The organism is Bradyrhizobium sp. 160, assembly GCF_023073735.1.
Taxonomy (GTDB): Bacteria; Pseudomonadota; Alphaproteobacteria; order Rhizobiales; family Xanthobacteraceae; genus Bradyrhizobium.
The window spans coordinates 357,231-382,008 of the sequence record NZ_JADPKD010000054.1; the positions used below are offsets into that span (position 1 = coordinate 357,231).

The window sequence follows — 24,778 nt, forward strand, 5'->3', positions numbered from 1 at the left end:
TTGTTTTTCGATATTTTTGTTTTCGCCGCCTTTGGTTTACTCCGGCAGGAGCTCGGTCAGCGAACGGATGATGCGGTCGGGCTTGACGATCGAGCCTTCGGGCAGGCCGTCGCCATGCACGTCGATCCAGATCGAATAGATGCCGAGGCGCTGCGGCGTCACGACTTCCCATTCCAGATTGTCGCCGATCATCCAGGTGTCCTTTGCGGTGACGCCGAGCGCCTCCATCGCATGCAGATAGGCGCGCTCCTCGGGCTTGCCGAAGCCGTGCTCGCCCTCGATCTGGATGTGGTGGAAGCGGTGCGCGAGTTCGAAGCGCTCGACCTTTGCGCGCTGGGTGTCGGCAGCGCCGTTGGTCACCAGCGCGAGCTTGATGCCGAGCGCCTTCAACCGGTCGATCGCCTCATGCGCACCGGGAAAGACGAACATCTCCTCCTCGCGATAGGCGGTGAAACGGTCGGCGAGGCGAATGGCGAGGTCGTCGGGCAGGGCGCGATGGCCGGCGGCCGCGAGCGCGGCAAAGCCGCCCTTGACAGTGAGGTGGCGGGCCTCGGCAAGCTTCAGCCGCCATGCGGCTTCCGCGTTGGCCCAGAAGTTTCGCGCGAACGCCAGCACCGCGGTCGCCACCAGCGGCGGCGGCAGCGGCGCGAGTTCTTCGGCGAACTCGGCCGTGATCGTATTCCAGGCGATCTCAGGCCGGCCATAGGCCGACAGGATGGTGTCGTCCATGTCGATCAGCATGGCGCGAGGGAGCGGCGGCATTGCAAGGTTCATGGCCACTTCACTTCCGGCGGCAGCGACGACAGGATCGAATCCACGTTGCCGCCGGTCTTGAGCCCGAAAATGGTGCCGCGGTCGTAGAGCAGGTTGAACTCGACATAGCGACCGCGCCGGATCAATTGCTCCTCGCGATCCGCAGCGGTCCAGGCTGTCGCGAAATTGCGCCGGATCAGTTCGGGATATATCTTCAGGAAGGCGCGGCCGACTTCCTGGGTGAAGGCGAGGTCGGCGTCCCAGTCGCCGCTGTCGTGCCAGTCGTAGAAGATGCCGCCGATGCCGCGAGCCTCCTTCCGGTGGGGCAGGTAGAAATATTCGTCGCACCACTTCTTGTACTTGTCGTAATCGGCGACGCTGCTGTGCTGGTTGCAGGCCTGTCTCATCGCGGCGTGAAAGGCGATGCTGTCGGCATCGTCCTGCGTGCGCCGGCGCTCCAGCACCGGCGTCAGATCCGCACCGCCGCCAAACCAGGCTTTGGTGGTGACGACGAAGCGCGTGTTCATGTGCACGGCGGGCACGTGCGGATTGCGCAGATGCGCGATCAGCGAGATGCCGGAGGCCCAGAATTTTGGATCCTCCGCCGCGCCGGGAATTTGAGCACGAAATTCAGGGGCGAATTCGCCATGCACCGTCGAGCAATGCACGCCGACCTTCTCGAACAGACGGCCATGCATCATCGACATCACGCCGCCACCTCCGGCCGCGCCGGAATGATCGGTGCGCTGCCAGGGGGTGCGCTTGAAGCGGCCGGCTTCGCCGGGATAGAGGCTTGGCGGGACCTCGTCTTCCAGCTGTTCGAACTTCGCGCAGATGTCGTCGCGCAAGGCTTCGAACCAGGCGCGAGCGCGGGCCTTGCGGTCTTCGATCAGGGCCAGATCCATTATCGCGGTCATTTCGTCAGCCCTTTTCGGACCCCAACAGCTGCAGCTCTCGTTGCAATTGTCGCGGTGGTCGCTGACGCGGGTGAGCTTTGCATCTGTCCGTCTACCAAACCTATCTGATGCCGAGCGACTTATGCGTCTGCACGCTGAGCCGCCATTGCGGATGGCGCAGGCAATAGTCGATCGCGCGCGCGGTGTTCTCGGCGACCTCGGGTCCGTCCATCGGCTGGAGCGAGAAGCGCTCGAAGGCGAGGCCCTCGAAGGTCTCGGGCGGGGCGAGCACCTGCGGATAGACCAGCTTCAGCTCATGACCGCGCCGCAAAACGAGCTCGCTGCCGCCCTTGGGGCTGACGCAGATCCAGTCGAGCCCCTCGGGGGCTGCAATCGTGCCGTTGGTCTCGACGCCGATCTCGAAGCCGCGGGCGTGCAGCGCGTCGACCAGCGCGGCATCCACCTGGAGCAGCGGCTCGCCGCCGGTCAGCACCACGTAGCGGTTGTCGGCCGATGCGATCCATTGCGCGGCGATGGTGTCGGCGAGTTCCGCGGCCGAGCCATAGCGGCCGCCGAGCGTGCCGTCGGTGCCGACGAAATCCGTGTCGCAAAATTTGCAGGTCGCCTCGTTGCGGTCCGCCTCGCGGCCGCTCCAGAGGTTGCAGCCGGCAAAGCGGCAGAACACGGAGGCGCGCCCGGCATGGGCGCCTTCGCCTTGCAGGGTCAGGAAGATTTCCTTGACCGCGTAATTCAAGTCTCTCTCCTCAATCGTTTCGGCCTTCAGGGGTCCGGAGCTGGCGCAGCGCCTCGCCGGCGGCCATCGCCGCACTCATGGCCACATTGAGCGACCGCAGGCCGGCCTTGATCGGAATCACCAGCCGCGCATCCGCGGCCTCGAGCACCGCGTCGGTGACGCCGGCGCTCTCGCGCCCGAATAGCAGGATGTCCGACGTCTGGTAACGAAAATCGCGGTAGTCGGTGGCACCTTTGGTGGTGAACAGCAGCAGGCGGCAGCCTTGTGCCGCCCGCCATTCCTCGAACCTCGCCCAGGAATCGTGCCTGACGATCCTGACATGGTCGAGGTAGTCCATTCCCGCCCGGCGGAACGTGCGATCCGAAACGGGGAACCCAGCCGGCTCGATGATATGGGCGGCCACGTCCAGACAGGCGCAGAGCCTGAGGATCGTGCCGGTGTTCTGGGGAATGTCGGGCTGGAAAAGAGCTATCTGCATGGGCTGTGCGGGGCTGGTTGCGGCCGGAAATGTCTCAATAAAACATCGCTCGCCCGGGAATTCGTGCATTGCACGCTCCCGCGCCGATAGCGGGCTTGCGCTCGCCCGGCAAGGGTGCCAATAGAACGATTCTGGACTGCTGTTTCACCTGTTTAGGTGCGAGCACGCAAAGTTCTGCCGCCGCGGGGGGGCCGCGGGCGCCGGCAGCCTTTCCGGGGACCTCATGGGCGCCCCCCGGAGCGGTTCGACCGGCCGCATAAGAAGAAAGGGTTGGAATCGTGACGACAGCGTCTTCGGCGGACCATCCGACACGCCGTGATTTCTTATTCGTTGCAACGGGGGCCGCCGCAGCAGTAGGGGGCGCGGCCGCGCTCTGGCCCTTCATCTCGCAAATGAATCCGGATGCCTCGACCATCGCCGCCGGTGCGCCGATCGAGGTCGATCTCAGCCCGATCGCCGAAGGCCAGGACATCAAGGTGTTCTGGCGCGGCAAACCGATCTACATCAGCCACCGTACCAAAAAGCAGATCGACGAAGCGCGCGCCGTCAACGTGGCGAGCCTGCCCGATCCGCAGAGCGACGAGGCCCGGGTTAAGTCCGGCCATGAGCAGTGGCTGGTCGTTATCGGCATCTGCACCCATCTCGGCTGTATCCCGATCGCTCATGAAGGCAACTACGACGGCTTCTTCTGCCCCTGCCATGGGTCGCAGTACGATTCGTCCGGCCGCATCCGCCAGGGGCCCGCGCCCGCGAACCTGCCGGTGCCGCCGTACCAGTTCGTTTCCGACACCAAAATCCAGATCGGCTGAGCCTCGGACCGACGTCCGAAGCTTCGTGCCGTCTCGTCGTACTATTTCCTCAGGATCGCATCATGAGCGGACCATCCGACTACCAGCCGAGCAATCCGGCCCTGCAATGGATCGAGCGGCGTCTGCCGATCTTTGGTCTCATCCATTCCTCCTTCGTCGCCTATCCCACCCCGCGCAACCTGAACTATTGGTGGACCTTCGGCGCCATCCTCTCCTTCATGCTGGGGATGCAAATCCTCACCGGTGTGATCCTGGCGATGCACTACACGCCGCATGCCGATCTCGCCTTCAAGTCGGTCGAGCTGATCGTCCGTGACGTCAATTACGGCTGGCTGTTGCGCAACATGCACGCGGTCGGCGCCTCGATGTTCTTTGTCGCCGTCTACGTCCACATGTTCCGCGGCCTTTACTACGGGTCGTACAAGGAGCCGCGCGAGGTGCTGTGGATCCTCGGCGTCATCATCTACCTGCTGATGATGGCCACGGGCTTCATGGGCTACGTGCTGCCTTGGGGCCAGATGAGCTTCTGGGGCGCCACCGTCATTACCAATCTGTTCTCCGCCATTCCCTATGTCGGCGAGAGCATCGTGACGCTGTTATGGGGCGGCTATTCGGTCGGCAACCCGACGCTGAACCGCTTCTTCTCGCTGCACTATCTGCTGCCGTTCCTGATCGCGGGCGTCGTCGTGCTCCACGTCTGGGCGCTGCACGTCGCCGGACAGAACAACCCCGACGGCGTCGAGCCGAAGACGGAAAAGGACACGGTGCCGTTCACGCCGCACGCGACCATCAAGGACATGTTCGGCGTCACCTGCTTCATGCTGCTCTACGCCTGGTTCATCTTCTACATGCCGAACTATCTCGGCGACGCCGACAACTACATCCCGGCGAACCCGGGCGTGACGCCGCCGCACATCGTGCCGGAATGGTATTACCTGCCGTTCTACGCGATCCTGCGCTCGATACCGAACAAGCTCGCGGGGGTCATCGCGATGTTCGGGGCGATCATCATCCTGTGCTTCCTGCCCTGGCTCGATAGCGCCAGGACGAAGTCATCGAAGTACCGTCCGCTGGCCAAGCAGTTCTTCTGGATCTTCGTCGCGGTCTGTATCCTGCTCGGCTATCTCGGCGCGCAGCCGCCGGAGGGCATTTACGTCGTTGCCGGCCGGGTCCTGACGGTCTGCTACTTCGCCTACTTCCTGATCGTGCTGCCGCTGCTCGCGCGCATCGAAAAGCCGCGACCGGTACCGAATTCGATCTCGGATGCGGTGTTGGCCAAAACCGGGAGCAGGTCGACCCCGATGGTGTCGACCGCGATAATGCTGGCGCTCGCCGGTTCATTGTTCGCGGGCTCGATCGACAGCGCGAAGGCGTCCGAGGGTGGCGACCAGCCGCCGTCAATCAAATGGTCGTTCTCGGGCCCCTTCGGTAAGTTTGACCGCGGCGCGCTCCAGCGCGGCCTGAAGGTCTATAAGGAGGTCTGCGCCAGCTGCCACGGCCTGTCCTACGTCGCCTTCCGCAACCTCGCCGAGCCCGGCGGGCCCGGCTATTCGGTGGCGCAGGCCTCGGCGTTTGCCTCCGAGTACAAGGTCAAGGACGGCCCGAACGATGCTGGTGACATGTTCGAGCGTGCGGGCCGGCCGGCGGACTATTTCCCCTCGCCATTCCCGAACGAGCAGGCGGCGCGTGCCGCGAATGGCGGTGCGGCGCCCCCGGACCTGTCCCTGATCACCAAGGCGCGTTCTTACAAGCGCGGCTTCCCCTGGTTCATCGTCGACTTCTTCACCCAGTACCAGGAGCAGGGTCCGGACTACGTCGCGGCCGTGCTCCAGGGCTTCGAGGACAAGGCCCCCGAGGGCGTCACCATCCCGGAGGGCTCGTACTACAACAAGTACTTCCCGGGCCACGCCATCAAGATGCCGAAGCCGCTCAGCGACGGCCAGGTGACCTTTGATGACGGCTCGCCGACCACGGTCGCGCAATATGCCAAGGACGTCACCACGTTCCTGATGTGGACCGCCGAGCCGCACATGGAAGCGCGCAAGCGCCTCGGTTTCCAGGTGTTCGTGTTCCTGATCATCTTCGCGATCCTGATGTACTTCACCAAGAAGAAGGTCTGGGCCGACTCGCACTGAGCGGCGCGAGACGAGACGAGACGAGTGAAGAAGCCCCCCGCGAGGGGGCTTTTTTTGGATGGTCAAGGGCTCGCGCTACGCGCGCCCCGGAATGACGTGAGTGTGGATTGCGCCGCGCGCTCTCAGCAGCCAAAATACCGCCAATTGCTCCCTCAGAAAACGCGTCGGAGGACACCATGGGAACCACCATCACCTTCAAGCGCCCGGACGGCAAGGACGCCTCGGGCTATCTCGCCAATGCCGCGCGCGGCAACGCGCCGGGCGTGGTCGTGATCCAGGAATGGTGGGGCCTGTCGGACCAGATCAAGGGCCTGTGCGACCGCTTCGCGCTCGCCGGCTTCGATGCGCTGGCACCTGATCTCTACAAGGGCAAGGTGGTGCCCTATCACGACACCGAGAGCGCCAACAACGAGATGAACTCGCTCGACTTCATGGATACCACCACGCAGACGGTGCGCGGCGCCGCGCAATATCTGTCGCGCAACGGCGCCAAGGTCGGGCTAACAGGCTTCTGCCTCGGCGGCGCCGTCACCATCATCGGCGCGACCAAGATCCCGGAGCTCGCGGCCGGCGTCGTGTTCTACGGCATCCCGCCGGAGCAGGCGGCCAAGCCCGCCGATGTCAAGATCCCGCTCCAGGCCCACTTCGCCAAGAAGGACGATTGGTGCACGCCGGAGCTGGTCAATGGATTCGAGAAGGCCATGAAGGCCGCCGGCAAGTCGCTGGAGCTGTTCCGCTATGACGCCGAGCACGCCTTCGTCAACGAGCAGCGCCAGGCCGTGCACGACCGCGAAGCCGCCGAGCTCGCCTGGGGCAGGGCGACGGAGTTTTTCCGAAAGCATCTGGGATAGGTGGAGCGCCATCAGTCGCGCCACATTTTCGATGTCGCGGCGAAGGCCGGGACGCATAACCCCAGGAGGAGTTATGGCGCGAGCTTGTAACCACTAGTCTTCGTCAAACCAATTCATGTGGCTATCGATCCCGGCCCTTCGGCAGGATGACGGCGGAGGTCGAAGTCGGAGCGCCCCGTATCCCACAGCGCTGACCATCAGGCGGCCACCACGTGACCGCCCTTGACGCCGCCCCCGCGCCATGGTGAGTATCCGCCCATGAGCATCGCCGTCCGCGCAGCCCGTCTCTGGTGGCGCACCTCCTAACGAGGTGGCCGGTGCGATTTTCCTTTCCCAAATCGTCTGAGGTCGCCCACGCAGTGCGGCGGCCTGATCGTTTGTCCTGTGTGGCGTTCCCTCGGCAAGTTTCGTAAGAGGACCACATGAACAGGACAGTCTTTGCCCTCCCGGCCAGAAGTGACTACGTGACCCGTGCAGGTCTTGCGATCACGCGCGTGGCGGAGCAATTTACCGGCGGAGCCAACCGGCTCGATGATCTCATCAACCTGCTCGACCGCCGTCGCGGCGTGGTGCTGTCCTCGGGCACGACCGTGCCCGGCCGCTACGAGAGCTTCGATCTCGGCTTCTCCGACCCGCCGCTCAAGCTCGAGACCACAGGCGTCAATTTCAAGCTGGAAGCGCTGAACGTGCGCGGGCAGGTGCTGATCGCTTTCCTCACTGAGGTCCTGCGCGAGCCCTGCGTGGTGATCTCGGAGAAGACGGCGACGCGCCTTGCCGGCCACATCATCCGTGGCGACGCCCCGGTCGAGGAGGACCAACGCACCCGGCGCGCCAGCGTGATGTCGCTGGTGCGCGATCTCGTCGCCGCGTTCTCCGCCAATGACGACGGCCTGCTCGGCCTGTTCGGCGCCTTCGCCTACGACCTCGTGTTCCAGATCGAGGACCTCGTGCAGAAGCGGCCGCGCGAAAGCGACCAGCGCGACATCGTGCTCTACGTGCCCGATCGCCTGCTGGCCTATGACCGCGCCACCGGCCGAGGCGTGGTGCTCACTTACGATTTCGCCTGGAACGGCAAGTCCACCGAAGGCCTGCCGCGCGAGACCGCCGACAGCCCGTATCTGAAGACGCCGCGGCAAGGATTTGCCGATCACGCCACCGGCGAATATCAGGCCACGGTCGAGACGGCGCGCGCAGCCTTCGCCCGTGGCGATCTGTTCGAGGCGGTGCCGGGGCAGCTCTTCGCCGAGCCCTGCGACCGCTCGCCGGCCGAAGTGTTCCAGCGCCTCTGCGTCATCAACCCGTCGCCTTACGGCGCGCTGATGAATCTCGGCGAGGGCGAATTCCTGGTATCGGCCTCGCCGGAGATGTTCGTGCGCTCGGACGGACGCCGCGTCGAGACCTGCCCGATATCAGGCACGATCGCGCGCGGCCTCGATGCGATCGGCGACGCCGAGCAGATCCGCCAGCTCCTGAACTCGGAGAAGGACGAGTTCGAGCTCAACATGTGCACCGACGTCGACCGCAACGACAAGGCGCGCGTCTGCGTGCCCGGCACGATCAAGGTGCTGGCGCGGCGGCAGATCGAGACCTACTCAAAGCTGTTCCACACCGTCGACCACGTGGAGGGCATGCTGCGTCCCGGCTTCGACGCTCTCGATGCCTTTCTCACCCACGCCTGGGCAGTGACCGTGACCGGCGCCCCAAAGCTCTGGGCGATGCAGTTCGTAGAAGATCACGAACGCTCGCCTCGGCGCTGGTACGCCGGCGCGATCGGCGCGGTGAATTTCGACGGCAGCATCAACACCGGCCTCACCATCCGCACCATCCGCATGAAGGATGGCCTCGCCGAGGTGCGCGTCGGCGCGACCTGCCTGTTCGATTCCGATCCCGCCGCCGAAGACCGCGAGTGCCAGGTCAAGGCCGCCGCGCTGTTCCAGGCGCTGCGCGGCGATCCGCCAAAACCGCTCTCGACCTTCGCGCCCGATGCGACCGGCTCGGGCAAGCAGGTGCTGTTGATCGATCACGACGACAGCTTCGTGCACATGCTCGCCGACTATTTTCGCCAGGTCGGCGCCAGCGTCACCGTGGTCCGCTATGTGCATGCGCTCGACATGCTCAAGCAGAAGAGGTGGGACTTGCTGGTGCTGTCGCCGGGCCCCGGCAGGCCGGAGGATTTCGCAATCAAGAAAACCATCGATGCGGCGCTGGAGAAGAAGCTGCCGGTGTTCGGCGTCTGCCTCGGCGTGCAGGCGATCGGCGAATATTTTGGCGGCGAGCTCGGGCAGCTCACCCATCCCGCCCACGGCCGGCCCTCGCGGGTGCAGGTGCGCGGCGGGCGACTGATGCGCAATCTGCCGAACGAGATCGTCATTGGCCGGTATCATTCGTTATTTGTCGAGCGCGACAGCATGCCCGAAGTTCTGAGCGTGACCGCCAGCACCGAGGACGGCGTCGCCATGGCGCTCGAGCATAAGACCCTGCCGGTCGCCGGCGTGCAATTCCACCCGGAATCGCTGATGTCGCTCGGTGGCGAGGTGGGTTTGCGAATTGTCGAGAATGCGTTCCGGCTGGATGCGGGAGCAAATTGAGCGCAGGATATTTCATATTTCGTCATTCCGGGGCGGCTCGAAAAGCCGAACCCGGAATCTCGAGATTCCGGGTTCGCGCTTTGCGCGCCCCGGATGACAACTGAGATGAGACATCGATGACCTTTGACCACGATCTGAAGGCGAGCGTTCGCACCATCCCGGACTATCCGAAGCCAGGGATCATGTTCCGCGACATCACCACGCTGCTCGCGGACGCGCGCGCGTTCCGCCGCGCGGTCGATGAGCTAGTTAATCCCTGGGCCGGCAACAAGATCGACAAGGTTGCCGGCATGGAGGCGCGCGGCTTCATCATCGGCGGCGCGGTGGCGCATCAGCTCTCGGCGGGATTTGTGCCGATCCGGAAAAAGGGCAAGCTGCCGCACACCACCGTGCGCATCGCTTACTCCCTCGAATATGGCATCGACGAGATGGAAATGCATGTCGACGCCATCCAGCCCGGCGAGCGCGTGATCCTGGTCGACGACCTCATTGCCACCGGCGGCACCGCGGAAGGCGCGGTGAAGCTGTTGCGCCAGATCGGCGCCAATGTCGTCGCGGCCTGCTTCATCATCGACCTGCCCGAGCTCGGCGGCGCTGCCAAGCTGCGCGCCATGGACGTGCCGGTGCGCACGCTGATGACGTTCGAGGGGCATTGAGCAAGCCCTGGTAATTCCAGGCTACGACCGCTGCAGGATCAAGCTGAGTTCGAGTTCGCGGAACGCAATGTAGTTCCGCCGGGTCCACTGGTGCAGCTCGGTCGAGGCGTCCTTTTCCTGGCGCAAATAGCCGGTGAAGGAGAAGTTCAGCCGGTCGATATAGGTCTTGAGGAAGCCCGGCAGGGCCGGCAGGCGGAACAGGCGGCCGCCGGCCATCGCGGGCGGCAGCTCGCCGCGCACGATATATTCGTTGTCCACCGTGATCAGGTTCACGCGCGGGATTTGCCCGCGCAGCATCTCATGGCCCCGCGCCGAGGTGCGGTCGGTATCGGCGACGAACAGGATCTGAGGCGCGACGTGGCGGCGGGCCGCCTCCTTGAGCAGGCCGATCTCCTCGGTCATCTTGAAGAACTCGTCGAAGGCGTGGAAGCCGAGGTCGATCACCTTGGCAAGGCCGTCATCGATGATGACGCGGTCCATCAGCTGCATCTTGCCGTAGGTGTCGATCACGTCCGCGGTCTCGGTGACAGCAGGCAAGTAATCGAGCAGCGACGGCTCCTTCAGGTTGACGTCAAAGGCCGCGACGTTACCGTTCTTGAGCAGCAGGAATTCGGTGAGCAGCCGCGCCAGCAGGGTCTTGCCGACCTGCGGGCGGGGCGAGCATATGATGTAGACGGGTGTCGCGGGCATCACGAACTATTATCTGAGCGAACTCGCCGCCCAATCCAGCCGTATCAGCCTCGCTTGCGCAACTATTTTTCGCTGTTGCGGGTGGCGGATTTCGAACCGACGATGTCGGTCAGCCGGATCCGGTCGAACTCGCTCCAGACATTGGCCAGCCAGTGCCGGACATAGCCGCGCAGCACGAACGAGTAGTTCGCGGCGTCGTCGTTGAGGCCCTTGTTGGCGACGAACTTCAGGAACGGAACGGAGGAGACCTCGACCTGCTCATAGGCCATTTCGTTGAGCTTGGGGATGGTCAGCTCGGTCGCGTCCTTGATGCGGTGGAAATAGGAATTGTAGGTCGCCTGGTCCCACTGGAAGAACTGGGTGTCGTTGATGAAGTTCTTCACCAGGAAATATTTCGCGCCGCCCATGAAGCCGGCGGTCTCCGCGATCTCCTCCAGCGAGGCGATCGAGGGCCCGAGGATGTGGAACACGGCAAAGGTAATCTGGCCGGCCTTGGCTGCGTCGAGGAAGCCGATGTCGCGGAGCGAAGCCAGCGCTGGCGAGAGCAGGCCGGCGCGGACGTCGATCACGGTCACCGACGGGCTCACCGCGTTGAGGGTATCGAAAATCTTCATCTGATCCGACGTCGTCGTCATGTCGACGATCTCGGTGATGTCGGGGTGGAAGCGCTTCAGGGTTCCGCGCGGCGACTCCGTGTCGAACGCCCGCGTCGGCACGTTGTTGGCGGAAAAATAATCGAGCAAGGTACGCGACACCGTGGTCTTGCCGACCCCGCCCTTGTCTGCGCCCACCACAACCACTGCCGGCTTTGCCATTGCTGTCCCCTAACGCGCCCCCGATCGCGAGGTCGCAATCGGCCGGGCCCCAAATCGATGTCCCGAGTCTGCTGTTGGGCGCGAACATGGCAGAAACAAGGGAGAATTCAATTCCGGAGGTCCCAGTTACGGCAAATCCCGAGGTTTTTCCCAATCGCGGAGAAACTCGCCGCGCATGGCGGGAATCAGGTGCTCAATGACGGCCCCAAGGACCCACAGAATTACCCATGGGATTGCCCTCCGGGTTGCTGCCTGCGGTTCCGGAGGGACTGGCTGCGGGCACGGGCGGCGGGCTCCCCGATCCGTCGGCATCATCCCATGGGCCATGGCGCAGCGGCGGCGGGGCATCCTGCCGGCCGGCTTGCGCCCCCGGCTCTTTCGTCTCGTCAGTAAGAGTCGGCATTGGACCGGGGTCGCGGCCCCCGGCAAACTTGATCAGCGCGTCGACCCGCGACTGCACCGAAGGGTGGGTTGCAAACAGATCGGCAAAGCCCTCGCGCGGATTGTCGACGCAGAGCTCCATCACGGCCGAGGTCGCGCCGGGCAATTCGCCGCGATTCTCGATCTTGCGCAGCGCCGAGATCATCGAGTCGGGGTTTTTCGTCAGCTCGACCGAGCCGGCGTCGGCGAGATATTCGCGTGACCGCGACAGCGCCAGCTTGACCACCTGCGACAGCAGCCAGGCCACCACGAGCAGCACGATCGCAATGATGATGACGATGATTGCGCCACCGCCGGAGCTCTTGCTGTCGCTCGACGACGAGGACGATCGCGACGACGAGGAGGAGCCCGAGGACCACGAGCCACCCGAGCCGGAGCTCCAGTTGAGATTCGTGAACAGGCGGAAGAACAATTCGCCGAAGAAGCCGACCACGCCGGCGATGATGACGGCGACGACCATGAGCTGCACGTCGCCGTTCTTGATGTGGGTCAGCTCGTGGCCCAGCACTGCCTCGATCTCCTTGTCGTTCAGCGCATCGAGGAGACCGGTGGTGACGGTGATCGAATATTGCCGCGGATTGAGGCCGGCCGCGAACGCGTTCAGCGCCGGGCTCTCCATGATCTTCAGCTTCGGCATGGTGATGCCGCGCGAGATGCAGAGGTTTTCGAGCAGGTTGTAGAGCCGCGGCTGCTCCTGCCGGGCGACGTCGTGACCGCCGGTGACGGCGTCGATCATCGACTGGTGGAAGAAATAGGCGATCGTGATCCAGGCGATCGCCGCGACGGTCGCGAAAGGTGCGGCTTTGAGCAGGTCGGCGAAGGCGCGGCTCAGATAGTAGGCCACCGTGCCATTGCCGTTGATGACGACCTCGGCAATCAGCGCGCCCGCATAGACCAGCACGTAGACCAGCATGAACAGGCCGGCGAGCAGCAGCATCGAACGAAACTTGTTCGAGGCGATGTGCGTGTAGAGACCATACGCGGCCATGACGCGTGCCCTGCCGGTCTATCGGCTCAACTCAGAACTTCACCTGCGGCGCGATTTCGACTTCGGTGCGGCTGGCGCCGAGATCGAAGAACTCCTTCCGGGTGAAGCCGAACATGCCGGCGAACAAAGCGGCAGGCATCTGCTGGATGCCGGTGTTGTATTCCTGGACCGCGTTGTTGAAGAAGCGTCGGCTCGCCGCGATCTTGTTCTCGAGGTCGGAGAGCTCGCTGGCGAGTTGCTGGAAATTGGCGTTGGCCTTGAGGTCGGGATAGGCCTCCGACAGCGCGATCAGCCGGCCGAGTGCGCCGGAGAGCTGGTTCTCGGCCGCGGATACCTGCGCCGGTCCCTGCGCCGACATCGCCGAATTGCGCGCCTTGATGACGTCGTCGAGCGTGCCGCGCTCGTGCGAGGCGTAGCCCTTCACGGTCTCGACCAGGTTCGGGATCAGGTCGTGCCGTTGCTTGAGCTGCACGTCGATGTCGGCAAAGGCCTGGCCGACGCGCTGGCTCAGCGCCACCAGGCGGTTGTAGGCGCTGAAGGCGAGCAGCACGAGGACGACGATGACGCCGAGAACGATCCAGCCGATCGACATGGAGAACTCCTGGAGAGGGGAAGAAGGCGGGCGCAGCCTAGACCAAATTGGCGCAGGGCGAGAGCCCCGGCGCGGGGAGGTAAGGCTTGGTCGGACGAGGAACCATCTGAGTTCAAGGCCAGAGGGGCGATCGAGGTTAACTTTCGGACATGATCGCATCGCCCCAGCGCCAGCGCCGGGCCTGCGCATAGGCGGGCTTGTCGCGTCGTGGGACTTTCGTCAGCGCGACCCCAGTCTCGGTGCAGAGCTTTGCCGTGATCTCCGCCTTGCCGAGGTCCGGTGGCGCCAGCACGCGCGAGGCGCGCGGCGCAGGCGGCGTGCGGGTCAGGGCGACGTAGATGAAGCGCTCGTCTTCGAACGGCACCTCGGCGCCCTTGATCTGGCGGTGCGCCTGCGAGCGCGGCAGGCGCTGGCTGAAATGGCACCAGTCGGGCGCGATGAGCGGGCACGGCTTGTCGTGCGGACAGGGTGCGGCGACGTAGGCGCCTGCCGCGATCAGTTGCTGGCGCAGCGCGAGAATGCGCGTGTAGCCGGCGGGCGTGCCGGGCTCGATCACCACCAGCGCGTGCCGCGCTTTGGTCCACATGGCCGCCGCGAGCTTGCGCTGGTCGCCTTCGTTGAGCTCGCCGATGACGTAGCTCGCAACGACGAGATCGGCTTGCGAGACCTCGGCGAGGTTCGCGCCGGCGTCGCCCGGCAGATAGCGGCAGTCCGCGAGGCGGGTACTGTCATGTGCGAGTTCGAGCGCGAGCCGGCTGAGAGTGGCGTTGGCGTCGAGCAGGGTAAAATCCTGAAGCGAGGCAAACGCCTCTGCGGCGGCCCAGCTCGCGGTGCCTGGACCTGCGCCGATGTCGAGCAGGCTTTCCGGAGCGAGGTCCGGTGCGATCGCGGTCAGCGCATTCAGGCTTGCGGCCACCGCCGCATACGTCGCCGGCATGCGCGCCAGCGCGTAGGCAAGCGCATCGGCTTCCGACTTGATCGCGCTCGAGCCGCCACCTGAGCGATAGGTGTTGGATATCTTTTGCGAGCGCTGTGCTGCCTCGGTGCGCGAAAAGCCCTGCAGCCTCGCATCGAGGGCCGCCTTGAGTTCAGCGGGGAGGGTGGGTGAGATTATCATCCGCGGTCATGCCCCGCGTAGGCGGGGCATCCAGTACTCCGAGACGGTGCCGTCAAGCCGAGAAGCCGCGGCGTACTGGATCATCCGCCTGCGCGGATGATGACGTCAATGGGTATGGAGGGATCGCGCGTCACGCCACGTTCTGGTCGAGAATATCCACCGCCTCTTGCAGGCTCACCGACACCAGCTGCGAGACGCCGCGCTCGGCCATGGTGACGCCGAACAGCCGGTTCATGCGCGCCATCGTGATCGGGTTGTGTGTGATGATGATGAAGCGGGTGTCGGTCGAGCCGGTCATCTCGTGCAACAGGTTGCAGTAGCGCTCGACATTGTGGTCGTCGAGCGGCGCGTCGACTTCGTCCAGCACGCAGATCGGCGAGGGATTGGTGAGGAACACCGCGAAGATCAGCGCCATCGCGGTCAGCGCCTGCTCACCGCCCGAGAGCAGCGACAGCGTCTGCGGCTTCTTGCCCGGCGGCTTGGCGATGATTTCGAGACCGGCTTCGAGCGGGTCGTCGCTCTCGATCAGATGCAGTGCGGCCTCGCCGCCGCCGAACAGTTCGACGAACAGGCGCTTGAAGTGGCTGTTGACGACCTCGAACGAGGTCAGGAGCCGCTCGCGCGCCTCCTTGTTGAGGCTCTGGATGCCTTGGCGCAGCCGCTTGATGGCCTCAACCAGGTCGTCACGCTCGGTGACGAGGCCGGTGTGCTGGGTCTCGACCTCGCGCAGCTCTTCCTCGGCGCGCAGGTTGACTGCGCCGAGGCGCTCGCGGTCGCGGCGCATCTTTTCGAGCTCTTCCTCGATGTCGTGCAGCGGCGGCAGCTCGGCACCGGGCTCGATCTCGGCGAGGCCGGCGACGGCCTGCGGCTCGACTTCGAGCATGTCGCGGATCTCGCGCTCGATGTCCTCGAGCCGGCGCCGCGCGCCTTCCATGCGTTCCTCGGCGCGCGCGGTGGCCTCGCGCGCGCTGGAGAGCGCCTCTAACGTCAGCTTCGCGACGCGGTCGGTCTCCGCCATCGCGGTTTCGGCGGCGGCGAGCGCGTCGGCGGCCATGCGGCGCTCGTTCTCGGCGTATTCGATCTCGGTGATCAGCGCGCTGCGCTTCTCGGCGAACAATGCCGGTGCGTTTTCGAGCTCGCCGCGCTCGATCGTCAGTTCGGCGATGCGGGCCTGGATGGTGTCGATGTGGGAGGCCGCGCTCTCCTTGCGGTTCTGCCACTCGGTGCGTTCGGCGAGGATCGCCTGCACGCGGCGGTCGGCGAGCTCGGCTTCGCGCGCCAGTGCCTGCGCCTCGGCGCGGACCTGGGCGGCCATGCGGCGATGGCCCTCAATGTCGCTGCGGACGGCGGCGAGACGGGTCTCGGTGTCCTCGCTCGACGGCAGCTCGCCAATGCCGGCTTCGGCGTATTCGTAGGCGGCCTCGGCCTCGGCGCGGTCGGCGGCGAGGCGGCTGTGCGCTTCCGACAGCGTCGCCTTGCGCGCGGCATGGCGGCTGATCTCGCGCTCGGCGGTGGCATGGCGCTCGCGCGCGACGTTGAGCTCGCGCTGCGCGGCACGCCAGGCTTCGCGGCTGGCGCCTTCGGTGCTGGCCGCCATCTGCAACTCGGACTCGGCATTCTCGAGCGCCTGGCGCTTGATCTGCGCGTCGATGCGGGCCTGCTCCAGCTCGTTCTCGATGTCGACGAGGCGGGCGCGCTCCGCGAGGCGCCGCGCGGCACCCGTCGGGGCATGAGCTGCGGCGACAAAGCCGTCCCAGCGCCAGACATCGCCCTCGGGCGAAACCAACCGCTGGCCGGTCTTGAGCTGCGAGACCAGCTCGGCGCCGCGCTCGCGCGGCACGACGCCGATCTGCGCCAGGCGGCGGGCCAGCTCAGCCGGCGCCTGCACGTGGTTGGCAAGCGGAACGACGCCTTCGGGCAGCTCCGGATCGCCGTCGGTGACGCCGGCATTGGTCCAGCGCATCGGCGCCGAGGGATCGACCGGCGCGTCGAGATCGTCGCCGAGCGCGGCGCCGATCGCCTTTTCAAATCCCTTGTCGACGGTGATGCCGTCGATGATCGGCGGCCACAGGTTCTTGGTCTCGCCGTTGACGATCTTGGAGATCGTGCGCGCCTCGGTCTCGAGCCGCTGCACGCGCTTGTCGGCTTCGACCAGCGGCGAGCGCGAGGATTCCAGCGTCTGGCGCGCGGCGACATGCGCGGCTTCGCTTGCCTGCGCTGCGGCTTCGGAAGCCGCCAGCGTCTGCTCTGCGATCTCGACCAGAGCGGTCAGCTCATCGAGATCGCCGAAGCCGCCGGTCTCCTGCGCAAGCTTCTGCTCTTCCGCCGCGACATTCGCGATCTCCTGGTCGAGCCGGGCGAGCTTGTCGCGATGGGTGCGGACGTTGGCCTCTAACTGGTTGCGCTTGGCGGTGAGGTCGGCGAGCGCGGTGGTGAGCTCGGCGAAGCGCTGCTCCGTTTCGGTCAGCACCGCCTCGGCTTCCGCGACGCGCTCATCGACACCGGAGCGCTTCTCGACCCGCGACTTGATCTCTTCCTTCAGCTCGGCGTCTTCGGCGTCGAGTCGCTGCAGCGCCACGTCGGCGTCCATGGTCTGCTGCTGGGCGCGCGAGATGTCGCCCTCGAACTGGGCGAGACGGCGTTCGAGCTCGGCGACGCGCTCCTTGGCGCGCTCTTCCTCACGGTCGAGCTGCTCGCGGGCATTGGTGAGGCGCTGGAGCCCGGCCGCGGCGCGCGCTTCGGCATCGCGCAGCGCCGGCATCTCGGCGGCGCGGATGGCCTGGATGCGGGCGGCTTCGGCCTGGTGCTGGGTGCGCTCGGCCATCTCGCGGACCGCGAGATCGTGCGTCTGCCCGGACTCGTTGACGTCGGCATGGGCGCCGAGCCAGCGCAGGTGATACAGCGTGGCCTCGGCCTTGCGCACCTTGGCCGCGACCTCGCGGTAGCGCACCGCCTGGCGGGCCTGCTTCTTCAGGCCTTCCATCTGGCCGGAGAGCTGCCCGATCACGTCCTCGACGCGGGTGAGGTTGGTTTCGGCCGCCTTCAGCCGCAGTTCGGCCTCGTGACGGCGCGCGTGCAGGCCGGCGACGCCGGCGGCATCTTCCAGCACGCGGCGGCGCTGCTCGGGCTTGGCCTGGATGATTTCGCCGATCTTGCCCTGGTGGACGAGCGCCGGCGAGCGCGCGCCGGTGGCGGCGTCGGCGAACAGGATCTGCACGTCGCGGGCGCGCACATCGCGGCCGTTGATGCGATAGACCGAGCCGGCCTCGCGCTCGATGCGGCGGGAGATTTCGAGGATCTGACTGTCGTTCATCGCCGCCGGCGCGGTGCGATCGGCATTGTCGATCGTCATCGTCACTTCGGCGTGGTTGCGCGCCGGGCGGTTGCCGGAGCCGGCGAAGATCACCGCGTCCATATCGGCGGCGCGCAGCGACTTGTATGATGTCTCACCCATCGCCCAGCGCAGCGCCTCGACCAGATTCGACTTGCCGCAGCCATTGGGGCCGACCACGCCGGTCAGGCCGGGCTCGATAACGAAGTCCGTGGGCTCAACGAAGGACTTGAAGCCGTGAAGGCGCAGGCGGGTGATTTTCATAAACACGCATCTCTGTTGGCAGGCGCGAATCCCCTGCCCGGACAATACCATGGAAGGCATTGTCGCTGTCTGGGCGAGTCGCGCGAGGCGGCTCGTGCGGCGGACAATGGCCGCGGTGCGCCGCGAGGGCAACCGGCGAAAGCCGCTTTTCCCAAGGGATTTACGCCAGGAATGATACGGCTTTAGATGCGCGAATCAGAATTGTGGCGTGCGAATCAGCTCTTCAGCAGCGCATTGATCTTCTTGGCGAACTCCTCGAACGAGGCCTCGCCCTTGATCTTCTCGCCGTTGATGAAGAACGTCGGCGTCGAATCCACCTTCAGAACGTCGCTGGCGTATTTCTGGTCGGCGGCGATCTTGTCGAGCAGCGCCTGGTCCTTCAGGCAGGCCTCGACCTGCTGCTGGGTGAGACCGGCCTGCTTGCCGATCCGTGTCAGGGTCTCGGTGGTGTTCTTCACCACCCAGTCGTTCTGCTGGCGGAACAGCATGTCGGTGACCGCAAAATATTTCGGTGCGTCGCCATTGGCGATGCAGCGCGACAGCATCGAGCCTGCGGCGGCTTTGATGTCGAGTGGGAACTCGCGGAAGATGTAACGCACCTTGCCGGTGTCGATGTATTCCTTCTTGATCTTGGGGAACACCTGCTCGTTGAAGGCCGCGCAATGCGGGCAGGTCATCGAGGCGTATTCGATGATGGTGACGGCGGCATCGTTCGGGCCGAGCGCCATGTCGGGAAGCGACACGGGCTTCGCCACATCAGCGGCGGACTGGGCCATGGCCTCGGACATCAACCGCAGCGGCGAGAACCCGGCGAGCGCGGCAAGCCCGGTCAGCGACAGCATCGTTGTGAAGGCGCGGCGGGTGATGATCACGGTCGGCTCCCGGATTGGCAAAGTGTCGCCCGAGGATTCTATCGAGTTCCCGCCCGGGCGGCCTGTCGCTAGCTTGAAACGTCGATTGAGGCAATGGCGAGCGACAAGTCGAGGTCCAGATTAGCTAGGGAATGAGGCTCAATTTCGCTTGATGGCGGCTCCGAGCCGCGCCAGCGCCGTCTTGAGCTGTTCATCTTCGATGTCGCCCAAGCTCTCCGCCACCTTGGCCACCGATTTGGGATCGGGCGGGCCCGGCCGAGCCGGCCGCCGGGTACGCGACAGCGGGGCCTGACGGAAGGCCAGCTTGCCGACCGCGCTCCAGCCGAAGAAGCGGTTGACCCGTTCCAGGATCACGTCGGCGGAGTGCTGGATCTCCAGCGCCATCGGCCCCTCGACCCGCAGCACCAGCGTCGCCGGCTCCTGCGGCTGGCCCTCCACCGGCCTCGGCCATTGCATCTTCAGCGGCTCGGCGTGGGCCGCGATCTCCGGCCCCGCAATCTGCGCCCACCGCGTCACCAGCTCGCGCGCCGCAAAGCCCTGCTTGGCATACGCCTCGGCGAAGACGTCGTTCAGCAGGAGCGAAAGCGGCTTTGCGCTGATAGGGCCGGGTTTGGGCGGGAATTTGGACATGGCGACCTTATAGCACTGTGCCCGACGCGCCAGGAACTGCTACCGTCATGGCCGGGCTTTCTTCCGGCCAGCCACGCCTTGCCGCGAAGAAAGACGTGGATGCCCGCGGCAAGCGCGGGCGGGACATGGAGAGACCGGCCCCACATCGTTACAGTGCGAGCATGCCCTCCAAATCGGCCCGCAAGACGAAATCGGAACCAATCCAACCGGAACATCTGGCTCGTCCTCTGGCGCTCCTTCATTGGTATGACCGCCACCGCCGCCGTCTGCCTTGGCGCGCGGCGCCCGGCGAGGCATCAGACCCTTACCGCGTCTGGCTGTCGGAGATCATGCTCCAGCAGACCACGGTGAAGGCAGTCGGGCCCTATTTCGAGAAATTCGTGACGCGCTGGCCGGACGTCACGGCGCTCGGCCGGGCTTCGCTCGACGACGTGCTGCGGATGTGGGCCGGGCTCGGTTACTATTCGCGCGCGCGCAACCTCCACGCCTGCGCGGTCGCGGTCACGCGCGAGCATGGCGGCGTCTTTCCCGACACCGAGGAGGGCCTGCGTGCGCTGCCAGGAATCGGCCCGTACACAGCAGCTGCGATTGCGGCGATCGCATTCGACCGCCGCACCATGCCGGTCGACGGCAATATCGAGCGCGTGGTCTCGCGCCTGTTCGCCGTCGAGCAGGAGCTGCCGCAGGCCAAGCCGCTGATCCAGCAACTGGCAACGACGCTGCTCGCAGACGCTCGCGCCGGCGACAGCGCACAGGCGCTGATGGACCTCGGTGCCTCGATCTGCACGCCGAAGAAGCCGGCCTGCTCGCTGTGTCCGCTCAACGAGGATTGCGTCGCACGTGCGCTGGGGACGCAGGAAACATTTCCGCGCAAGGCGCCGAAGAAGAGCGGAACGTTGCGGCGCGGTGCCGCCTTCGTCGTCACCCGCGGCGATGAACTGCTCGTCCGCAGCCGACGGGAAAAGGGCCTGCTCGGCGGCATGACCGAGGTGCCGTGCTCGGATTGGCTCGCCGGCCAGGACGATACAACCGCGAAGCAGCAGGCGCCGGAGCTGAAAGGGCTGACGCGCTGGCAGCGCAAGATGGGCGTCGTCACCCACGTCTTCACGCATTTTCCGCTGGAGCTGGTGGTCTACACGGCGGAGGTGGAAGCCCGCACGCGCGCGCCCGAGGGCATGCGGTGGGTGCCGATCGCCACGCTTACCGGCGAAGCGCTGCCCAACGTCATGCGCAAGGTCATCGCGCATGGATTGGATCTCTAGCGCCCAGTCTGCTGACATCATGCTGGCAGCAGGCCTGCGTTATCCCCGTTCGGCAACGGAGGTTCGCATGGTCAAGACTGCGCTCGATAACTTTCGAAAGCCGCCCTGCGCCGAGCTATTGGGCTGGCGCCTGCTCGATGCCCGCCCGCAGGAGGGCTGGATCAAGCTCGGTTTCGAGGGCAAGCCGGAGTTCTGCAATCCAGCAGGTTTCATTCAGGGCGGCATGCTCTCGGCCATGCTCGACGACACGATGGGCCCCGCCGTGCTGGTGATGAGCGAGGGCCGGCTCTACACCACCACCATCAGCATGACCGTGAATTTTCTGTCGCCGGCAAAGCCCGGCCCGATCCTCGGCGAGGCCCGGGTGACGCAGCTCGGTAAGACCATCGCCTTCGTCGAAGGCAAGCTGATGGCCGAGGACGGCACGGTGCTGGCGGCGGCAAGTGCGACCGAGCGGCTGCTGGAGGCGGCGAGGGTGGTGCGGTAAGGCGGTAGCCACGCGCTCCACTTCCCTTCTCCCCTTGTGGGAGAAGGTGGCATAGGCCGCCTCCGGCGGCCGTGCTTAAAAGACGCCGAAGCGAAGCTTCGGCTTTGGCGCCGGATGAGGGGTTCTATCCGCGAGCTCTAACAGCGAGATGAGTGCGCCGAGACAGACCCCTCACCCAAGTGAGACCGTGTCTACCAGCGGAACTGCCCTCTCCCACAAGGGGCGAGGGCACAGTAACATGCGTCTCGCCTCGAGCGAGAGCGTCACGCTCCGATCCGCTTCGCGTCTTTGCTCACGATCGCCGGCTTGGCATTCAACGCCTCGACCTGGAAACCCGCGACCCGCTTGTAGTTGGCGGCGATGTCTTCCAGCTCCTGTTGCGACAGCACGTCGGTGACGACCTCAAAGCCCTCGGGCGCGCGCTCCTCGACCAACTGCATCACCTGCTCGGGGCCGTTCTTGCGGTTGAGCAGGACGAGGTCGGTGGTCGCGGGCCTGCGCTCGGCCTCATAGGCGAGCAGCGCTGCCTGCGTCGGTCCATGCGCCAGGACTTCACGGGTGATGACGCGGGCATCGAGGATCGCCTGCGAGGCGCCATTCGATCCGATCGGATACATGGGATGTGCGGCATCGCCCATCAGCGTGACAGGGCCGAACGACCATTGCGACACCGGATCACGGTCGACCAGCGGATATTCGTAGGCGTGCGGGCAGTTCTTGATCAGGCCGGGCACGTCGAGCCAGTCGAACCGCCAGCTCTCGAACCAGGGCAGAAACTCCTCCAGCCGCGCCGTGCGGTTATAGTCCTCGCGGCGCCATTGATAGGTCGGCGGCATGTGGCGCTCGGCGACCCAGTTGATGAGGTGATTGCCCGCCGCATCCGGCTCTTTCGAGATCGGGTAGCAGACGAATTTCAGGATCTCGTGGCCGGCCATGATCATGGTGCGGCCGGTGAGGAAGGCCTTCGCCGGCGTGACGCCCCGCCAGAGGATGCGGCCGTTCCAGATCGGCGGGCCTTCGTTCGGATAGAGCTTTTCGCGCGCGGCGGAATGGATGCCATCGGCGGCGATTAGGATCGCGCCGTCGTAGCTGCCTGCGGCTTTGCCGGTCGCCCTGTCGATGAAGTCGGCGCGCACGCCACCCGCCGTCTCGGTCCAGCCGGTCAGATGATGGCTGGTGAGAATGTTCTCGCGGCCGAGCCGCTCGACCGCAGTGTCGAGCAGGAGCTGCTGGAGCGTACCGCGATGGATCGAGAATTGCGGCCATTTGTAGCCGGCCTCCAGCCCGCGCGGCTCGCTCCAGATCGGCTTACCATGCTTGGAGAAATAGGCGAGCTCGCGGGTGCGCACGCCGCTGGCGTCGAGCTTTTCCATCAGTCCGAGCTCGATCAGCTCGCGCACCGCATGCGGCAGCACGTTGATGCCGACGCCGAGCGGCTTCAATTCCGCGACGCTCTCGAACACTTTTACGGAACGCCGATTCCGTGCAGGCTGAGCGCGAGCGTCAGCCCGCCGATGCCGCCACCGGCGATGAGTACCGTCATGACAAACCCCCTCCTGTTGCCGGCGTCTTGGCACAGGCGGGCGGCGGTGGGCAACTGCGAAGAGGGTATCGTGCTATGGACGTGGGGGCCGGCAGCCGTTAGTTTCCAGCTTTCCCATGAGGTCCGACATGCTCAAGCTCTACTACGCCACCGGCACCTGCGCGCTCGCCACCTACATCACCCTGGAGGAGGCTGGTGCCGACTACACGGCCGAACGGCTGAGCTTCAAGGATAACCAGCAGAACAGCCCGGACTATCTCGCGATCAATCCGAAGGGCCGCGTGCCGGCGCTTCTGACTGATCGCGGCGTCCTGACCGAGACGCCGGCGATGCTGGCCTACATCGCGCAGACCTTCCCCAAGGCGAAGCTCGCGCCGCTCGACGATCCATTCGACTTCGCCCAGGTGCAGTCGTTCAACTCCTATCTCTGCTCGACCGTACACATCAACCATGCCCACAAGATGCGCGGCCCGCGCTGGGCGACGCAGGAGAGCTCGTTCGCCGACATGAAGGCGATGGTCCCGAAGACCATGGGTGCCTCCTTCTCACTGATCGAGCAGAAGATGTTTCGGGGTCCGTGGGTGATGGGCGAGCAGTACACGATCTGCGATCCCTATCTCTACACCCTCTCGACCTGGCTCGAAGGCGACAGCGTCGACATCAACGCGACGCCGAAGATCGCGGATCACTTCAAGCGCATGTCCGACCGCCCTGCCGTGCGCAAGGTGATGGAGGCGCAGAAGGCGTAAGCGGCCTTGTTGGGTGGGCAAAGGCGCGAAGTGCCGTGCCCAGCCATTTCCAAGCCGCGAGACGGTGGGCACCTTCGCTTTGCCGACCCCTACGGGAGCTTGCGCTTGGCTTTCTCCAGCTCCCGTCCCGTGTCCAGCATCAGCCGCCGCAGCCAGACCGATCCCGGATCCATCTGCGCGCGGGTCGGATAGAACATGAACTGCTCGTCGATGCCGGGGTCGAGCGGCGGCGTCACCGTGACGAGGCCGAGCTGGCTCGACAGCGCCGCGATCAACCGGCGCGGCACGAAGGCGACGAGGTCGGTGCGGGCGGCGACGTGCAGGGCTTCGAGGTATCCAGGCACGACCAGCGAGACGTCCCGCTCGATGCCTTTGCTGCGCAGCCAGGTATCGATCAGATCCTCGCTCTGGCCGCGGATGATCACGCCGACATGACGCGCAGCTAGGAACGCCTCGCGGCGCTTCAGCTTCGCCCCCATGGGATGGCCGCGCCGCACCGCCAGCGCATCGCTGTCGGTGTAAAGCAGCTGGCGGTGAAATCCCTTGAAGGCGTTGCCGATCGAGATCACGAGATCGATGGTGCGGGCGAACTCGGCGTGGAAGATCGCAGGTCCCCGCCATGGCACGATTTCGATGCGGACGTTGGGCGCAAGGCGTGTCACCTTCTCCATCAACGGCGGCATCAACAGCTCGACCGCCAAGTCCGGCATCATCAGGCGAAATTGCCGTTCGCTACGCGCCGCGTCGAAGTCCTCAGGCACGAACAACCCACGCACCTGGTCGAGCGCGTGGGCCAGCGGTGCGCGGAGCGCCTCGGCCCGTGGCGTCAGCTCCATGCGCGCGCCGGTACGCACCAAAAGCGGATCGCCAAAGATGTCACGCAGGCGCTGGAGCGCATGGCTCGCCGCCGGTTGCGACAGGCCGATCCGAAGTGCGGCGCGGCTGACATTGGCCTCGCGCAGCAATGCATCGAGAGCGGTCAGGAGGTTGAGATCAAGCGAATTCAAATTCATGAGGTGAATAGATATCATATTAGCTATCGATTTGAAGAATTGTGTTCGGACGGCGATGATCTTC

At 65.3% G+C, this 24,778-nt stretch carries 21 protein-coding genes and 1 pseudogene; 8 read left to right on the top strand and 14 right to left on the bottom strand.

What is annotated here, in order from left to right:
* Positions 1 to 36 precede the first annotated feature (36 nt).
* From IVA98_RS21280 to IVA98_RS21295, 4 genes are all read right to left on the bottom strand, one after another.
* Positions 37 to 774, bottom strand: coding sequence for an HAD family hydrolase (locus IVA98_RS21280; protein ID WP_247332995.1), 738 nt, complete (start codon positions 772 to 774; stop codon positions 37 to 39).
* On the bottom strand, positions 771 to 1,658 hold the full coding sequence (gene hemF, locus IVA98_RS21285; protein ID WP_247300978.1) for an oxygen-dependent coproporphyrinogen oxidase: 888 nt from the start codon (positions 1,656 to 1,658) through the stop codon (positions 771 to 773). Before hemF ends, IVA98_RS21280 begins: the two co-directional genes overlap by 4 nt.
* Before the next feature lie 112 nt (positions 1,659 to 1,770).
* Positions 1,771 to 2,403: a 7-carboxy-7-deazaguanine synthase gene (queE, locus tag IVA98_RS21290; RefSeq protein WP_247300902.1), complete on the bottom strand. Its 633-nt coding sequence runs from the start codon at positions 2,401 to 2,403 to the stop codon at positions 1,771 to 1,773.
* A 10-nt stretch (positions 2,404 to 2,413) separates the two neighbouring features.
* Entirely contained in the window at positions 2,414 to 2,881 is a 468-nt protein-coding gene (locus IVA98_RS21295; protein WP_247300977.1) for a tRNA (cytidine(34)-2'-O)-methyltransferase, read from the bottom strand.
* A gap of 278 nt (positions 2,882 to 3,159) precedes the next feature.
* Here IVA98_RS21295 and petA point away from each other — a divergent pair, with 278 nt between their 5' ends.
* From petA to IVA98_RS21320, 5 genes are all read left to right on the top strand, one after another.
* Positions 3,160 to 3,690: a ubiquinol-cytochrome c reductase iron-sulfur subunit gene (gene petA, locus IVA98_RS21300; RefSeq protein WP_011085272.1), complete on the top strand. Its 531-nt coding sequence runs from the start codon at positions 3,160 to 3,162 to the stop codon at positions 3,688 to 3,690.
* Positions 3,691 to 3,752: 62 nt separating this feature from the next.
* Positions 3,753 to 5,825 carry a cytochrome b/c1 gene (gene fbcH / locus IVA98_RS21305; protein ID WP_247300901.1) on the top strand — a complete coding sequence of 691 codons (2,073 nt, stop codon included), beginning with the start codon at positions 3,753 to 3,755 and terminating at the stop codon, positions 5,823 to 5,825.
* A 176-nt stretch (positions 5,826 to 6,001) separates the two neighbouring features.
* Positions 6,002 to 6,676 carry a dienelactone hydrolase family protein gene (locus tag IVA98_RS21310; RefSeq protein ID WP_247355488.1) on the top strand — a complete coding sequence of 225 codons (675 nt, stop codon included), beginning with the start codon at positions 6,002 to 6,004 and terminating at the stop codon, positions 6,674 to 6,676.
* Between the two features lie 422 nt (positions 6,677 to 7,098).
* A complete protein-coding gene (locus IVA98_RS21315; protein ID WP_247355489.1) occupies positions 7,099 to 9,264 on the top strand; it encodes an anthranilate synthase component I in 2,166 nt (721 codons plus the stop codon).
* A 116-nt stretch (positions 9,265 to 9,380) separates the two neighbouring features.
* Positions 9,381 to 9,920 carry an adenine phosphoribosyltransferase gene (locus IVA98_RS21320; RefSeq protein WP_011085277.1) on the top strand — a complete coding sequence of 180 codons (540 nt, stop codon included), beginning with the start codon at positions 9,381 to 9,383 and terminating at the stop codon, positions 9,918 to 9,920.
* A 21-nt stretch (positions 9,921 to 9,941) separates the two neighbouring features.
* Here IVA98_RS21320 and IVA98_RS21325 read toward each other — a convergent pair whose 3' ends face one another.
* From IVA98_RS21325 to IVA98_RS21360, 8 genes are all read right to left on the bottom strand, one after another.
* On the bottom strand, positions 9,942 to 10,610 hold the full coding sequence (locus IVA98_RS21325) for a hypothetical protein (protein WP_247300898.1): 669 nt from the start codon (positions 10,608 to 10,610) through the stop codon (positions 9,942 to 9,944).
* A 62-nt stretch (positions 10,611 to 10,672) separates the two neighbouring features.
* The gene (locus IVA98_RS21330; protein WP_247279628.1) at positions 10,673 to 11,425 is read right to left on the bottom strand and encodes a P-loop NTPase family protein; all 753 of its coding nucleotides are present in this window, start codon (positions 11,423 to 11,425) and stop codon (positions 10,673 to 10,675) included.
* Positions 11,426 to 11,618: 193 nt separating this feature from the next.
* Positions 11,619 to 12,854, bottom strand: coding sequence for a M48 family metallopeptidase (locus IVA98_RS21335; RefSeq protein WP_247355490.1), 1,236 nt, complete (start codon positions 12,852 to 12,854; stop codon positions 11,619 to 11,621).
* A 31-nt stretch (positions 12,855 to 12,885) separates the two neighbouring features.
* Entirely contained in the window at positions 12,886 to 13,446 is a 561-nt protein-coding gene (locus IVA98_RS21340; RefSeq protein ID WP_247300896.1) for a LemA family protein, read from the bottom strand.
* Between the two features lie 136 nt (positions 13,447 to 13,582).
* Positions 13,583 to 14,563 (bottom strand): small ribosomal subunit Rsm22 family protein, encoded by a 981-nt coding sequence (locus IVA98_RS21345; protein WP_247300895.1) that lies wholly within the window; start codon positions 14,561 to 14,563, stop codon positions 13,583 to 13,585.
* 130 nt (positions 14,564 to 14,693) lie between these two features.
* Positions 14,694 to 18,158 carry a chromosome segregation protein SMC gene (gene smc, locus IVA98_RS21350; protein ID WP_247300894.1) on the bottom strand — a complete coding sequence of 1,155 codons (3,465 nt, stop codon included), beginning with the start codon at positions 18,156 to 18,158 and terminating at the stop codon, positions 14,694 to 14,696.
* A 215-nt stretch (positions 18,159 to 18,373) separates the two neighbouring features.
* On the bottom strand, positions 18,374 to 19,030 hold the full coding sequence (locus tag IVA98_RS21355) for a DsbA family protein (RefSeq protein WP_247300893.1): 657 nt from the start codon (positions 19,028 to 19,030) through the stop codon (positions 18,374 to 18,376).
* Between the two features lie 138 nt (positions 19,031 to 19,168).
* Positions 19,169 to 19,660: a DUF721 domain-containing protein gene (locus tag IVA98_RS21360; protein ID WP_247300892.1), complete on the bottom strand. Its 492-nt coding sequence runs from the start codon at positions 19,658 to 19,660 to the stop codon at positions 19,169 to 19,171.
* Between the two features lie 161 nt (positions 19,661 to 19,821).
* Here IVA98_RS21360 and mutY point away from each other — a divergent pair, with 161 nt between their 5' ends.
* A complete protein-coding gene (gene mutY, locus IVA98_RS21365) occupies positions 19,822 to 20,922 on the top strand; it encodes an A/G-specific adenine glycosylase (RefSeq protein ID WP_247300976.1) in 1,101 nt (366 codons plus the stop codon).
* A gap of 67 nt (positions 20,923 to 20,989) precedes the next feature.
* The gene (locus IVA98_RS21370) at positions 20,990 to 21,409 is read left to right on the top strand and encodes a PaaI family thioesterase (RefSeq protein WP_247300891.1); all 420 of its coding nucleotides are present in this window, start codon (positions 20,990 to 20,992) and stop codon (positions 21,407 to 21,409) included.
* Between the two features lie 263 nt (positions 21,410 to 21,672).
* Here the strand turns inward: IVA98_RS21370 and IVA98_RS21375 are convergent.
* Positions 21,673 to 22,952 (bottom strand): annotated as a pseudogene (locus IVA98_RS21375) (FAD-dependent oxidoreductase).
* 128 nt (positions 22,953 to 23,080) lie between these two features.
* Here IVA98_RS21375 and IVA98_RS21380 point away from each other — a divergent pair.
* Positions 23,081 to 23,701 carry a glutathione S-transferase family protein gene (locus IVA98_RS21380; RefSeq protein ID WP_247300889.1) on the top strand — a complete coding sequence of 207 codons (621 nt, stop codon included), beginning with the start codon at positions 23,081 to 23,083 and terminating at the stop codon, positions 23,699 to 23,701.
* Positions 23,702 to 23,790: 89 nt separating this feature from the next.
* On the opposite strand, the gene IVA98_RS21385 is transcribed toward IVA98_RS21380, so the two are convergent.
* The gene (locus IVA98_RS21385) at positions 23,791 to 24,714 is read right to left on the bottom strand and encodes a LysR family transcriptional regulator (RefSeq protein ID WP_247300888.1); all 924 of its coding nucleotides are present in this window, start codon (positions 24,712 to 24,714) and stop codon (positions 23,791 to 23,793) included.
* Positions 24,715 to 24,778: the final 64 nt, after the last annotated feature.

Bases quoted from the DNA above. Each gene is read 5' to 3' on its own strand.
- smc (WP_247300894.1), bottom strand. From the start codon at position 18,158: ATGAAAATCACCCGCCTGCGCCTTCACGGCTTCAAGTCCTTCGTTGAG.
- fbcH (WP_247300901.1), top strand. From the start codon at position 3,753: ATGAGCGGACCATCCGACTACCAGCCGAGCAATCCGGCCCTGCAATGG.
- IVA98_RS21380 (WP_247300889.1), top strand. From the start codon at position 23,081: ATGCTCAAGCTCTACTACGCCACCGGCACCTGCGCGCTCGCCACCTAC.
- hemF (WP_247300978.1), bottom strand. From the start codon at position 1,658: ATGGATCTGGCCCTGATCGAAGACCGCAAGGCCCGCGCTCGCGCCTGG.
- IVA98_RS21325 (WP_247300898.1), bottom strand. From the start codon at position 10,610: ATGCCCGCGACACCCGTCTACATCATATGCTCGCCCCGCCCGCAGGTC.
- IVA98_RS21280 (WP_247332995.1), bottom strand. From the start codon at position 774: ATGAACCTTGCAATGCCGCCGCTCCCTCGCGCCATGCTGATCGACATG.
- IVA98_RS21330 (WP_247279628.1), bottom strand. From the start codon at position 11,425: ATGGCAAAGCCGGCAGTGGTTGTGGTGGGCGCAGACAAGGGCGGGGTC.
- mutY (WP_247300976.1), top strand. From the start codon at position 19,822: ATGCCCTCCAAATCGGCCCGCAAGACGAAATCGGAACCAATCCAACCG.
- IVA98_RS21340 (WP_247300896.1), bottom strand. From the start codon at position 13,446: ATGTCGATCGGCTGGATCGTTCTCGGCGTCATCGTCGTCCTCGTGCTG.
- IVA98_RS21360 (WP_247300892.1), bottom strand. From the start codon at position 19,660: ATGTCCAAATTCCCGCCCAAACCCGGCCCTATCAGCGCAAAGCCGCTT.
- IVA98_RS21295 (WP_247300977.1), bottom strand. From the start codon at position 2,881: ATGCAGATAGCTCTTTTCCAGCCCGACATTCCCCAGAACACCGGCACG.
- IVA98_RS21385 (WP_247300888.1), bottom strand. From the start codon at position 24,714: ATGAATTTGAATTCGCTTGATCTCAACCTCCTGACCGCTCTCGATGCA.
- IVA98_RS21320 (WP_011085277.1), top strand. From the start codon at position 9,381: ATGACCTTTGACCACGATCTGAAGGCGAGCGTTCGCACCATCCCGGAC.
- IVA98_RS21370 (WP_247300891.1), top strand. From the start codon at position 20,990: ATGGTCAAGACTGCGCTCGATAACTTTCGAAAGCCGCCCTGCGCCGAG.
- IVA98_RS21345 (WP_247300895.1), bottom strand. From the start codon at position 14,563: ATGATAATCTCACCCACCCTCCCCGCTGAACTCAAGGCGGCCCTCGAT.
- IVA98_RS21335 (WP_247355490.1), bottom strand. From the start codon at position 12,854: ATGGCCGCGTATGGTCTCTACACGCACATCGCCTCGAACAAGTTTCGT.
- IVA98_RS21315 (WP_247355489.1), top strand. From the start codon at position 7,099: ATGAACAGGACAGTCTTTGCCCTCCCGGCCAGAAGTGACTACGTGACC.
- IVA98_RS21310 (WP_247355488.1), top strand. From the start codon at position 6,002: ATGGGAACCACCATCACCTTCAAGCGCCCGGACGGCAAGGACGCCTCG.